This window comes from Paraburkholderia sp. BR10936 (assembly GCF_040965735.1).
In the GTDB taxonomy this organism is placed as follows: Bacteria; Pseudomonadota; Gammaproteobacteria; order Burkholderiales; family Burkholderiaceae; genus Paraburkholderia; species Paraburkholderia nodosa_A.
Map to the genome: position 1 here is coordinate 1 of NZ_JBFRCM010000023.1, position 12,184 is coordinate 12,184.

Genomic DNA, 12,184 nt, shown 5'->3' on the forward strand with positions numbered 1-12,184 from the left:
TGAAGGTGCGAGGTGACAGACGCTCCGGAGCCATTCACCATTTACGTCGAGATGTGAACTGTGGCAGGCGCTAGCGGTTTGAGCGGCTTTCTTTGCCTACTTTCTTTGCCGCCGCAAAGAAAGTAGGTGCCGCCCCGCACAGGGGCAACACTTGCATACCGACGCGAACACAAGGAAAGGCCAAAGCAAAAGCCGCAAACGCTCAGACCGGCGCCAACTGCAGCCCCTCCAGCAACTGCCGCACCCGCGAGAGATCGCGATTCACCGCGCCAGCATCCTCGAACAGCTCCGCGAGCCAGTCAACGAACACGCGCACACGCGGCGACAACTGTCGCGACTTCACGAACGCCACCGAAACGGGCGTAGGCAGCGGCTTCCACTGCGGCAGCACCTCGACCAACGCACCGCTGTCCAGGTACGGCTGCGCAGCGAGCAGCGGCGGCTGGATCAGCCCATAGCCCTGCAAACCGCACGTGAGGTAGGCGAACTCGTCGGAGACATGTACGAAGCCATCCACCTTCACCTTGGTCGGACTGCCCTCCACCTCGAAGTCGAACTCGAACGGGCGGCCCGTGAGCGGCGAGAGGAAGTTGACGACCGGATGCCGCGCGAGATCGTCGAGCGTTTGCGGCGCGCCGTGCCGCTCAAGGTACGCGGGGCTCGCGCAGGTCACGTGCTCCAGCACGCCGAGGCGCCGCGCCGCGAGTCCCGAATCGGGCAACTCGCCGAGCTGGATGCTGCAATCCACGCCTTCGCCGACGAGGTCGACGTTGCGCAGGCTCACGCCGATCACGAGGTCGATCTGCGGATAGCGCGCGTGGAAGGCGTCGAGCGCGGGCAGCACGATCGCATTGGCGATGAGCCCCGGCATTTCCACGCGCAAGCGCCCGCCGATCGCGCCGGGCGACTGGCGCACGCTCGCTTCGGCATCGTCGATGTCGGCGAGGATCTGCGAGGCGCGCTCGTAGTACGCGGCGCCTTCGGGCGTGAGCGAAAGGCGCCGCGTTGTGCGCACGAGCAATTGCGTGCCGAGCAGCGATTCGAGGTTTTGCATCAGCGTGGTGGCACTGGCGCGCGGCATATCGAGTGACTGCGCGGCTTTGGTGAAACTATTGGTGTCAACGATGCGCACGAACGTGCGCATCGCCTGGATGCGGTCGATCACGGGCGAGCTCCTGCAATGGGCTTGAGGCTTGAACGAAATCCGCGCTGCTGCAGCAAAAGGGTGAGCCGCGTAGCGATGAAAGCGCTTCGCGGTGCCGGCGTCTCGCGGAAAGCGACGCTCAGCGGTTAAACAGCCATGACGATTGGATGGCGGCGTATGTGACGCCGGCTCGACTACGGGAGGCCAAAAAAGAAGGCCTCGAAGGGAAAGGGCTGGCGGGCCATCCGGAACGGATGGCCCGGCGGGGCAGGGTGGTACGTCTGGGTGCGCGGCGCTTGTTTGCCGCGCTGCGTGCGCGTTACTTGCGCAGCGAATCGAGGTCGATCACGAAGCGGTACTTCACATCGCTCTTGAGCATGCGCTCATAGGCGTTGTTGATGTCCTGCATCTTGATCATTTCGATATCCGACGTAATGCCATGCTTGCCGCAGAAGTCCAGCATTTCCTGGGTTTCTGCAATGCCGCCGATCAGCGAGCCCGCCAGACGGCGGCGCTTCAGGATCAGGTTGAACACTTGTGGCGACGGGTGATCGTGTTCGGGCGCGCCCACCAGCGTCATCGTGCCGTCACGGCGCAGCAGCTCGATGAACGGGTTGAGGTCGTGCTGCGCGGCCACGGTGTTCACGATCAGGTCGAAGCTGTTGGCGTGCGCCTGCATCTGCTCCGGGTCCTTCGAGATCACCACTTCGTCCGCGCCCAGGCGCTTGCCGTCTTCGATCTTCGACGGCGACGTGGTGAACAGCACCACGTGCGCGCCCATGGCATGCGCGAGCTTCACGCCCATGTGGCCGAGGCCGCCGAGACCCACGATGCCGACCTTCTTGCCGGGGCCGGCGCCCCACGTGCGCAGCGGCGAATACGTGGTGATGCCCGCGCACAGGAGCGGCGCGGCCGCGGCGGCATCGAGGTTCTCGGGTACGCGCAGCACGAACGCTTCGTCCACCACCAGCTGCGTGGAGTAGCCGCCGTAGGTGATGTCGCCGCTCACGCGGTCGGCGCCGTTATAGGTGCCGACCCAGCCGTTCTCGCAATACTGTTCGAGGCCTTCGGCGCAGCTCGGGCAGGTGCGGCAGGAGTCGACGAGACAGCCCACGCCGACGAGTTCGCCCACCTTGTACTTCGTGACACCCTTGCCGACTTCGGCCACGCGGCCGACGATCTCGTGACCGGGCACGACCGGGTAAATCGTGTTGCGCCATTCGTCGCGCGCCTGGTGCAGGTCGGAGTGGCACACGCCGCAGAACAGCACGTCGATACGGACGTCGAGTTCGCGCATGTCACGGCGCTGGAATTCGAACGGGGCGAGCGGCGAGGCGGCGTCGCGGGCGGCGTATCCGTAGGTTGGGTACATGGGTTGGCTCTCCTCTAGTGCATGGGTGTTGCGGCAGGGTTCCCATCGTAAGGATCGGCACCCACCCAGGGAATACCTGAAGCTATCGAAGACTTGCCTGATTCTCCTGGCGCGCAGCACATCCACAGGTTCGGTGATAGATTGGCAAGCCTGTTTCTCTGCCTGACTTCATCTTTTGGGGCACAACCGATATGGGCTACGTCAAAACCCTCGCCGCGGCGGCCATCGCGCCGGCGGCCGCCACGCAGGCGCGCACGGTCGACCTGCTCATGCAAATCACGCAGCGCGACGGCGTGCACGCCACGGCGGTCGAAGGCGTGCGGCTCTACCGCGGCAGCGAAAGCCATCCGCGCCAGCCGGTCATGTACGAACCGAGCATTTTCATCGTCTGCCAGGGGCGCAAGCGCGGCTTTCTCGGCGACCAGGTGTTCATCTACGACGCCCAGCAATATCTGGTCCTCTCCGTGCCGATGCCGTTCGAGTGCGAGACCGAGGCGAGCCCCGAGAAGCCGATTCTGGCCATCTCGATCCGCGTCGATCTCACGACCGTCGCTGAACTGCTCATGGCGCTCGACGATCCGCGCCGCGCCGTGTCCGAACCGTCGGGCATCTACGCCACGCCGCTCGACGCCACGCTCTCGAACGCCGTGCTGCGCCTGCTCGAAGCGCTCGCGCAGCCATACGAGGCACGCATTCTCGGCCCCTCGATCGTGCGCGAAATCTGCTACCGCGTGCTGATGGGCGAGCAGGGCGACGCAATTCGCGCGGCGCTCACGCATCAGCATCACTTCGGGCGGATCGCGAAGGCGCTGCGGCGCATTCACACCGACTACCGCGGCGACCTCGACGTCGAAACGCTCGCCTCCGAGGCGGGCATGAGCCTTGCCGTCTTTCATGCGCACTTCAAGGCCGTCACCTCGACGTCGCCCATGCAGTACGTGAAGACCACGCGCCTGCATCATGCGCGGCTCCTGATCACGCACGACGGTCTGACCGTGAGCGCGGCGGCCACGCGCGTTGGCTATGAAAGCGCGTCGCAGTTCAGCCGCGAATTCAAGCGCCTCTTCGGCATGAGCCCGGCCGATCAGATGCGCCGCGCGCGCGACGCCGCAGCCGCCGCAGCCGCGCCGCGCGTCGAGGTGTTGCCGCCGCGTTATGTGACGGCCGTATGAAGTCCACGCGCGGGCGTGCGGTATTCGATTCGCATATCGAAACATTGACGGAAGGGTGACACGACGATGAAGCCATGCCTGCTGGTCCTGATACTGCTTCCCGCTGAAGACCTCGCCGGGTTTGGCGAACAGTTCGACGTGATCTACGCGCCCGATGCCGATGCGCGCGCCAAAGCGGTCGCGGAACGTGGCAAGGACGTGCACGTGGTGCTCACCAACGGCACGACGGGCCTCACCGCCGACGAGATCGACCGCATGCCCGCGCTCGAACTGGCGGCCGCGCTTGGCGCGGGCTACGAAAATATCGCGCTCGACCGTGCACGCGAGCGTGGGATCGCGCTGTGCAACGGCGCGGGCGTCAATGCCGACTGCGTGGCCGACCACGCGCTCGCGCTGCTGCTCGCGGCCGTGCGCGCCGTGCCGCAGTTCGACGCCGCGTGCCGCACCGGCGTCTGGCGCGACGCGCTGCCCATGCGTCCCACGGTAACGGGGCGGCGGCTCGGCATTGTCGGCTACGGTCATATTGGCGAGAAGGTTGCGAAGCGCGCGGCGGGCTTCGGCATGGAACTCGGCTATCACAACCGCAAGCCGCGCGAGGGCGCTCAGGCGCGCTACTTCGAGAGCGTGATGGCGCTCGCGCAATGGAGTGACTTTCTCGTGATCGCGACGCCGGGCGGCGCGCAAACGAAGCATCTGATCGATCGCGCCGTGATCGATGCGCTGGGGCCGCAGGGTTTTCTCGTCAACGTGTCGCGCGGCAGCGTGGTCGATACGGCCGCACTCGCCCTCGCGCTGAAGGCGGGGGCGCTGGGCGGCGCGGGGCTCGACGTCTACGAGGGCGAGCCGCAGCCGCCCGCTGCGCTCATCGGGTTAGACAACATCGTGCTCACGCCGCACGTGGCCGGCGCGTCGCCCGACGTGCGCACCGCCACGGTGCGCCATTTCGCCGAAAACGCGGCGCGGCACTTCGCGGGCGAGGCGTTGCTCACGCCGCTTTGAAGGCGGACGTTGGGCGCTTTTAGCGCCCGCTTGCGCCGCCTTGTGTATGCCATCGTGCGCGGACGCCTGCGGCGCATGACGTATCATTCCTTCTGTGCGAGCCACAATCGCTGTTCGAGCGGCCGCTAATGACCACTATGGCCATGAACGTGGCGCGACATCCTGCCCGATTTGCAGATCCGGGCCGTGACGCCAGGGCGGTGATATCGAAGGCTCAAAAATGAAAACGCTGATTGGCGCGCTACACGAGCACGCGGCCCACGTGGTCAACCGCTTCTACGAGGAGCTGGGCCGCTTGCCCAAATCCCGCCGCATCCTCGAAATGCTTTCGGGTGCGGAACTCGCGCACCTCAAGGCGCGGCAGATCCAGAATCTGCTTGCCCTCGCCAGTCTCGGGCCGACCTCGCGCGAGCATGAGGACATGGCGCAGCGCATCGGCCGCATTCATGCCATTGTCGGGCTCGACAAGGAAGAACTCGTGCGCAGCCGCGGCATTCTTCAGGAACTGATCTACGCGGACGTCGGCCGCACGGTGAGCACGCAACAACTCTCGCTCTACGCGCGCCGTCTGACCGCCGACCTCGCGTGGCAGCTCAAGGCGTATCAGGCCGTCCAGGACTCGCAGCAGGAGGCGCTGTTGCGCATCACGCGTCTTGTCTGGGAGGCGGGCAGCTACACGAATTTCATCGACCAGGTCATTGCCGCGCTGGCGGAGCATGACGAAGTGAGCGCCTGCACCATCGGACGTCCTGACGAAGCGGGTATTTTTCACTTCGAGGCCGGCGCGGGCGGCAAGACGCAAGGCGGCATGCTCAACGTGCTTGCCGCGCACGATCGGGAAATCAGCGTGCGCGCCGATCATCCGCAAGGGCAGGGCGCCATTGGGCGTGCGTGGCGCAGCGGCAAGCCCGAGCGCGTCATCAACTATCAGACGGATCCGCTCGTCGCGCCGTGGCGCGATCTCGCGGCGCGCGAGGGCGTGCGCTCTTCGGTGTCGATTCCGCTGGCCGCGCCCGGGCAGCCGCCGCTCGCCGTGTTGAGTCTGTATAGCGCGTTTCCGGGCGGCTTCGTCGGGCCCGATCAGGTGGCCTTCGTCGATTTACTGCAAACGCTGCTCGGCTGCGCCGCGACGCGCATCGCCGGCAACGACGGCCTGAGCGCCGCGGTGCCGGTGAGCGTGCGCCAGCATTGGGCGGCGCTCGTGCGTACCGGCGCGCTGGAAATGCACTATCAGCCGCTGCTCAGCCTCGCCACGGGCAAGGCGACCAAGGTCGAAGCGCTGGCGCGTCTGCGCGACGGCGAGCGCCTGCTCGTGCCCGACGTGTTTCTCTCGGCACTCTCTTCCGACGATCTGCTCGCACTCTTCGCACGCGGCATCGAGCAGGCGCTCGCCGACCGCGCACGCTGGTACGCCCAGGGCCGCGATCTCGACGTCTCGATCAACCTGCCGCCGGCGGCGCTCAACGACATCCGCTATTTCGAGGCCGCCCGCACCGCGCTGGCCGCGCACCGTTGCCCGGCTGAGCGGCTCACGCTGGAAGTTCTGGAGAACGAAGCACTGTCGCTGAGCCAGGGACAGCGCGCCATTCTCGCGAAGTTCCGCGAGCTGGGCGTGCTGCTCGCGCAGGACGATCTTGGCGCGGGGCATAGTGGCCTCACGCGACTGCGGGAATTGCCCTTCGACTGGATCAAGCTCGACCGCGAGATGGTGAAGGTGAGCGGCGGCGACGCGCTCAGTACGCTGCGCGTGATCTATCAGTTGACGCGCCTCGGCCATTCGCTGGGCAGGCGCGTGCTTGCCGAAGGCATCGATACGCTCGACCTCCTTCGCGCGCTCGCCATTCTCGGCGTGGACGGCGCGCAGGGCTATGGCATCGCGAAGCCGATGGAAGGCGCACGTCTCATCGAATGGCTCGACACGACGCCGGCCTTCGCCGCGACCGCGAACGTCGAAAGCGGCGCTGGAACGGAAGGCCTCCTGGCGCGGCTCGCCCGCTTCGTGATCTGGGAAGAGCGCATGCTCATGATCGCGGCGGTGCCCGAAGCGGCGCAAGACCTCTTGCGCGCCTTGACGCGCGAAGAGGGCGAGGGCGGCAGCACGCCGCTCGCGCAGTCGCTGACGGGCTTCGGCGATATTCTGCCCGCCGGCGCGCGACGCGACGCGTTGCATCGGGAGGTGGTGGGCGCACTGCTGACCGAAGGCCCGAACAGCGAAACGTGGCGCGTTGCGCTGAACGGGCTGATAGCGGCGATTACGGCGGCCGTCTAGCAGAGCGTTAGTCCTGAACGCGATCGCCACATCGCCTTGCGTGGCCGACGACTGCTTGCGCTGCAGCACCGCGATACACACGAGGGAAATGGCCGCAGGCGCGCTGTAGAACAGCGCCAGCGGCCACCACGCCGCCCCGGACTTGAGCACCAGCCCTCAACCGCAGGTCCCGATCTCGCCGCACGCCGTGCAGAAGTCGCACCCGTCTTTGCGGATCACCGCATTCGCCCCGCACGATCCGCACTTGCGGCCGAGCATCGCGTGAGCAAAGGCATGCTGGGTATCGGCGGGCAGCGCGTTATCGCCGTCCAGCACCTGGTCGCCGGGGTGCTCCGCGCCGGCCCGCGCGTTGCCGGTGAACTGCGCGGCCAACGCACCGTCACGCCGCTGCGCGAGCAGCCGTGACGGCACTTGCCGTCCCTCGGCATCGAGAAAGCCGCGCCGATGCAGGATCTGCTGGATTGCGTAGGCGATGGCCGCGACCTCGGAGTCGTGCCACAGCGGAATGCGCCGGCCGTCCAGACGCTGCGTCTCGCCATACCGCACCTGGCCGCGATCCCACGACACCTTGCGCAAATCCTGCAGATTGCGCGCGACGAAGCCGCCTCGCGCCGCGAGCGAGAGCGAACGCATGGTCGCCGTGATCCATTGCTGCTGCTCGTCGCGCTGGCCCACGGGGATGAAGAATTCGATGGGCCGCTCGATGGTCACGGCTTCGCCGCCCACCTGGCCCGTCACTTCGAGAAACGACACCGCCACGTAGAGCGACACCTTGCCCGTCTGCGTGATGTATTCGATCTTCTCGATCACGGCGGGCAGCTCGCCCTTGGGCCGGTGGTCGATCGCCACGCGCAGCGGGTCGAGCAGGGCGTCGCCGAGCGCATCGTCGGCCGTTGCCGCCGCTTCGGGAGGCAGCGTCTGCAGCACCGCGCCGAGCGTCTCGTTCGGGCGGTAAGTCGCGAGTCCCTTGAGGCCGCGACGCCATGCGTCGAGATAGAGATTTTCGAAATCTTCGAACGGATAGTCGGCGGGGACGTTGACGGTCTTCGAGATCGACGTGTCGACGTACGGCTGCACGGCCGCCATCATCGCCACGTGTTCCTGTGCGCTCATTTCCAGCGCGCTCACGAAGTACGGGGGCAGTGCGCTCACGTCGCCTCCGAGTTCGCGGAATACGCGCCACGCGTGGTCTTCGACATTGAACGTTTCGCGGCTGCCGTCGGCCATGCGGCGTGTGCGCTGGTAGGTCCACGAGAACGCGGGCTCGATGCCGTTCGAGACATTGTCGGCGAACGCGAGGCTCACCGTGCCGGTGGGCGCGATGGAAAGCAGATGACTGTTGCGGATGCCGTGCGCGCGGATCTCGGCCTTGAGGTCCTCGGGCAGGCGCGAGGCGAAGGTGCCTTCTTCGAGGTAGGACTTCGCGTCGAAGAGCGCAAACGCGCCGCGCTCGCGCGCAAGCTCGACGGAGGCGCGATAGGCCGCGTCGCGCATCGTGCGCCCCACGCGCGCGCCGAATTCGCAGCCTTCGGGCGAGTTGTAGCGGATGCCGAGCATCACGAGCGTGTCGCCGAGTCCCGTGAAGCCCACGCCGATACGCCTCTTGGCCGCCGCCTCCGCCTGCTGCTCGGGCAGCGGCCAGAGCGTGGCGTCGAGCACATCGTCGAGAAAGCGCACCTGGGTGCCCGTGCGCTCGGCGAGTTGATTCCAGTCGAAATCTGCCTTGCCGCCGCGCATTTGGGCGAACGGGTCGATCACGAAGCGGGTGAGGTCGAGCGGTCCGAGGTTGCAGCAACCGTACGCGGGTAGCGGCTGCTCGCCGCACGGGTTGGTCGCGCGGATCGATTCGAGCGCGCGCAGGTTGTTGTCCTCGTTCATGCGCGAGATGAACACCACGCCCGGCTCGGCCACGTCGTAGGTCGAACGCATGATCGCGTCCCATAGCGCGCGGGCGCGCGTTTCGGCGTAGACCCACAGGCCGTCGTCGCGGCGCCGCAGGTCGCCCGAGGCGCGCAACGCGGGCGAGGGCTCGGCGCGATGCACGAGCTGCCAGGGCGCGTCGTTTTCCACCGCGCGCATGAATTCGTCGGTCACCGCGACCGACACGTTGAAGTTGTTCCAGCGCCCCTTCGAATGCTTGGCCTCGATGAATTCGGGCAGGTCGGGGTGATCGCAGTCGAGCACGGCCATCTGCGCGCCGCGCCGTGCGCCCGCGCTTTCCACGGTGCGGCACGAGGCGTCGAACACGTCGATGTAGCTGCACGGGCCCGATGCGCTCGACCCAGTCGACTTCACGTGTGCGCCGTGCGGCCGGATCGCCGAGAAGTTGTAGCCCACGCCGCCGCCGCGCCGCATGGTTTCGGCGGCCTGCAGCAGGGCGACGTAGATGCCGGGGCGGCCTTCGTCATCCACGCCCTGGATGCTGTCGCCGACCGGCTGCACGAAGCAGTTGATCAGCGTGGCTTCGATGCCGGCGCCCGCCGCGCTCATGATCCGCCCCGCACCCAGCGCGCCATTGCGCAGGTTGTCGACGAAACGCGCCTCGACCTCGGCGCGCAGCGCAGGCGGCTCGACCTGCGCGACGCCGCGCGCCACGCGGCGGTAGATGTCGTCGGCGGTCTGCTCGTCGCCTTTGGCGTACTTCTCGAGCATCACGTCGAGCGAGAACTGCTGCGGGGGAAATGGAAGCGGGGGCGTGTTTTCTGCCATGACCGGACCTCGCGTAGCGCCGCGCGGGAGCGGCAGTTGAAGGGCGTTCGAAGGGCGGCGGCTGGGCCGCGACCGTTCAACCTTACCCCAGCGGCGCGCGGCGTGCACGGTGGCGCGAGCGCGCATGCGGCGGCGCCGGAGCATGCCGGTGTCGCGGCGGACGAGGCGTGTCTGCGGTTACACTGCTCCCGCCTGCACGCGGGCACCAAATATGGAGACGGGAGAGGAGACTGGATGACGAACGAAACGGCGCCCGTGGTCTACCGCGACACGGTGCGCGCGGAGTGGGTCGATTACAACGGCCACTTGCGCGATGCGTTCTACATGCTGATCTACAGCTACGCGACCGACGCGCTGCTCGACGCCATCGGGCTCGACGCGGCGGCGCGCGAGGCGCGCGGGCGGTCGATGTACACGCTGGAGGCGCACCTGAACTATCTCCGCGAGATCAAGGAGGGCGCGCAGGTGCGCATCGACGTCCGGGTGATCGAGCACGACGCGAAACGCATGCGCCTGTATCTGGAGATGTTCGCGGGCGATCTTGACGATGCGCTCGCCTCGGCCGTCTCGGCGAGCGAGCAGTTGCTCCTGCACGTGGACCGCTCGGGCCCGCGCGCGGCGCCGTTCGACGCCGATGTGCTCGCGCGCGTGGCAGCGTTGAGCGCCGCCTCGGCGGGCTTCGCGCCGCGCCATGCCGCGCGGGCCATTTCGCTCGCGCCTCGCTGAGGCCGCGGCAGACGTCGCCGCGCTTACTTCGGCAGTTCCGCGCCGATGAGGGCGCCGAACACTTCGGCGGCGATCATGACGGAGGCGTTGAGCGGCGCGGGACGTTCGGCCGGCTTGAAGACGGCGTCGCCCCGGCGGATCTTGCGGCGCGACACCGCGCAGGTGCCCGACGAATGCGCCGAGCGGCGGCGCCAGCGCTGTTCGCCATAATGGCAGCGACCGGGTTCGACCCAGCGGATCACCAGCGCCGTATCCGTCTGCTCGAGTATTTCGATACGCTCACCGTTGGCTCCGTCAAGCGAGAGGCACGCTTTTTTCTTCATTGTCGGCTCCGTAAGTGTGGTGCCGCGAATGTAGTCCTGCGCGCTGACAAGTGCCATTCTGTCGCCGTTGAAACACCATTCCATTATCAGCAACAATCGCCCTGCGACACGTTGCGATTCACGAAGGAATGGGGGTTTGCGCGGATTTGGGGTCGACATCTCGAATTTGTGCAACGCACTGTTGTGCGTGGCGCGACATCGAGGGGCCCGAAAACGGGCGCCTGGAGGGCGTTCCAGGATAGGGACGGAACGACCGGGGCGGATTGGGATCTGAGGGAAGACCAGCCCGGCTGGATCGATTTTCTGCACCGCGCTGGCGGGTGGCACCGCACCTGCGCAGCCACGAAACCGGCCAGCTGTTTTTGAATTTTCAAGAGGTTACATGATTCATCGTCCGCCTGCTCCGAACTCCGCAAACGAGCAAAAAATCCAGCGCGCCGCCTCTGCGGTGCTGTACGCCACGCTCGTGTTGCTGGCGCTGTGGATCGTGCGCGAGTTCGTGCCCGCCGTGGCCTGGGCGAGCGTTTTTGCCATCGTGCTGTGGCCGACCTATCAGGCGATCGAGCGACGCGCCCCGTTCAAGGGCCGCAAGACGCTGATCGCCACGCTGCTCACTGCCGCGATCGGCCTGCTCGTGCTGCTGCCGATCGCCGTCACGGCCATTCAGGCCGGCGGCGAGGCCCACGAGCTTTACCTGTGGCTGCGCGACGCCCAGGAGAACGGCGTGCCGGTGCCCGACTTCGTTTCACATTTACCGGTCGGCAGCCGTCAGGTGAGCGACTGGTGGCAGGCCAATCTCGCCCAGCCGCTCAAGGCTTCGCCGGCGATGAAGAGCCTGCACGGCGACACCATCACCTCGTTCGGCCGCCACTTCGGTGCGCGCGCCGCCCACGCCACGATGACGTTCGGCTTCATGCTCGTCACGCTGTTCGTGATCTTCCGGGCCGGCCCGCGTCTTTCGGCAACGGTGATGCGCGGTGCGCGCCGCGCCTTTGGCGCCGACGGCGCGCAACTCCTGCAGCGCATGGCTGCCGCCGTGCGCGCCACGGTCACGGGGCTCGTGGTCGTGGGGCTGGGTGAGGGCGTGCTGCTGACCGCCGCCTATATCGCGACCGGCGTGCCGCATGCAGCGCTGCTCGGCACGGTCACCGCCATCGCGGCTATGCTGCCGTTTTGCGCACCGATCGTGTTCGGCGGCGCGGCGCTGTGGCTCGTCATCCAGGGCTCGCTGATCGCGGCGGCGGCGCTCGCGATATGGGGATTCGTGGTGGTGTTCGTCGCCGAGCATTTCGTGCGGCCCGTGCTGATCGGCAATTCCACGCGTCTGCCTTTTCTGCTCGTGCTGTTCGGCATTCTGGGCGGGGCGACGACCTTCGGCCTGATCGGCATCTTCATCGGCCCGGCGCTCATGACCGTGCTGATGGTGCTTTGGGTGAACTGGGCGGAGTGACGCTCAGTTCAGGGCGAGGC

At 67.0% G+C, this 12,184-nt stretch carries 9 protein-coding genes; 5 read left to right on the forward strand and 4 right to left on the reverse strand.

Annotation, left to right across the window (positions count from 1 at the left end):
* Positions 1-202: 202 nt before the first annotated feature.
* Both AB4Y36_RS34410 and AB4Y36_RS34415 read right to left on the reverse strand, forming a co-directional pair.
* Positions 203-1,165, reverse strand: a complete 963-nt coding sequence (locus tag AB4Y36_RS34410; RefSeq protein ID WP_368602837.1) for a LysR family transcriptional regulator — start codon at positions 1,163-1,165, stop codon at positions 203-205.
* Between the two features lie 298 nt (positions 1,166-1,463).
* On the reverse strand, positions 1,464-2,516 hold the full coding sequence (locus tag AB4Y36_RS34415) for an NAD(P)-dependent alcohol dehydrogenase (RefSeq protein ID WP_069266197.1): 1,053 nt from the start codon (positions 2,514-2,516) through the stop codon (positions 1,464-1,466).
* 191 nt (positions 2,517-2,707) lie between these two features.
* Between AB4Y36_RS34415 and AB4Y36_RS34420 the strand changes: the two genes are divergently transcribed.
* The 3 genes from AB4Y36_RS34420 (at position 2,708) to AB4Y36_RS34430 (ending at position 6,956) form a co-directional block, all read left to right on the forward strand.
* Positions 2,708-3,688 (forward strand): AraC family transcriptional regulator, encoded by a 981-nt coding sequence (locus AB4Y36_RS34420; protein WP_069266198.1) that lies wholly within the window; start codon positions 2,708-2,710, stop codon positions 3,686-3,688.
* Positions 3,689-3,754: 66 nt separating this feature from the next.
* On the forward strand, positions 3,755-4,687 hold the full coding sequence (locus AB4Y36_RS34425) for an NAD(P)-dependent oxidoreductase (protein WP_368619135.1): 933 nt from the start codon (positions 3,755-3,757) through the stop codon (positions 4,685-4,687).
* 220 nt (positions 4,688-4,907) lie between these two features.
* Complete coding sequence (locus AB4Y36_RS34430; RefSeq protein WP_368685348.1) at positions 4,908-6,956, forward strand: EAL domain-containing protein; 2,049 nt, start codon at positions 4,908-4,910, stop codon at positions 6,954-6,956.
* A gap of 156 nt (positions 6,957-7,112) precedes the next feature.
* Here AB4Y36_RS34430 and AB4Y36_RS34435 read toward each other — a convergent pair whose 3' ends face one another.
* The gene (locus AB4Y36_RS34435; RefSeq protein ID WP_368685349.1) at positions 7,113-9,665 is read right to left on the reverse strand and encodes an adenosylcobalamin-dependent ribonucleoside-diphosphate reductase; all 2,553 of its coding nucleotides are present in this window, start codon (positions 9,663-9,665) and stop codon (positions 7,113-7,115) included.
* A gap of 234 nt (positions 9,666-9,899) precedes the next feature.
* Here AB4Y36_RS34435 and AB4Y36_RS34440 point away from each other — a divergent pair, with 234 nt between their 5' ends.
* Complete coding sequence (locus AB4Y36_RS34440) at positions 9,900-10,391, forward strand: thioesterase family protein (RefSeq protein ID WP_368685350.1); 492 nt, start codon at positions 9,900-9,902, stop codon at positions 10,389-10,391.
* A 23-nt stretch (positions 10,392-10,414) separates the two neighbouring features.
* Here the strand turns inward: AB4Y36_RS34440 and AB4Y36_RS34445 are convergent, their stop codons facing one another.
* Positions 10,415-10,714 (reverse strand): DUF3331 domain-containing protein, encoded by a 300-nt coding sequence (locus AB4Y36_RS34445; RefSeq protein WP_069266348.1) that lies wholly within the window; start codon positions 10,712-10,714, stop codon positions 10,415-10,417.
* A 382-nt stretch (positions 10,715-11,096) separates the two neighbouring features.
* On the opposite strand from AB4Y36_RS34445, the gene AB4Y36_RS34450 reads away from it, so the two are divergent.
* The gene (locus AB4Y36_RS34450; RefSeq protein WP_069266203.1) at positions 11,097-12,164 is read left to right on the forward strand and encodes an AI-2E family transporter; all 1,068 of its coding nucleotides are present in this window, start codon (positions 11,097-11,099) and stop codon (positions 12,162-12,164) included.
* Positions 12,165-12,184 lie beyond the last annotated feature (20 nt).

Bases quoted from the DNA above. Each gene is read 5' to 3' on its own strand.
- AB4Y36_RS34420 (WP_069266198.1), top strand. From the start codon at position 2,708: ATGGGCTACGTCAAAACCCTCGCCGCGGCGGCCATCGCGCCGGCGGCC.
- AB4Y36_RS34445 (WP_069266348.1), bottom strand. From the start codon at position 10,714: ATGAAGAAAAAAGCGTGCCTCTCGCTTGACGGAGCCAACGGTGAGCGT.
- AB4Y36_RS34440 (WP_368685350.1), top strand. From the start codon at position 9,900: ATGACGAACGAAACGGCGCCCGTGGTCTACCGCGACACGGTGCGCGCG.
- AB4Y36_RS34415 (WP_069266197.1), bottom strand. From the start codon at position 2,516: ATGTACCCAACCTACGGATACGCCGCCCGCGACGCCGCCTCGCCGCTC.
- AB4Y36_RS34435 (WP_368685349.1), bottom strand. From the start codon at position 9,665: ATGGCAGAAAACACGCCCCCGCTTCCATTTCCCCCGCAGCAGTTCTCG.
- AB4Y36_RS34450 (WP_069266203.1), top strand. From the start codon at position 11,097: ATGATTCATCGTCCGCCTGCTCCGAACTCCGCAAACGAGCAAAAAATC.
- AB4Y36_RS34430 (WP_368685348.1), top strand. From the start codon at position 4,908: ATGAAAACGCTGATTGGCGCGCTACACGAGCACGCGGCCCACGTGGTC.
- AB4Y36_RS34425 (WP_368619135.1), top strand. From the start codon at position 3,755: ATGAAGCCATGCCTGCTGGTCCTGATACTGCTTCCCGCTGAAGACCTC.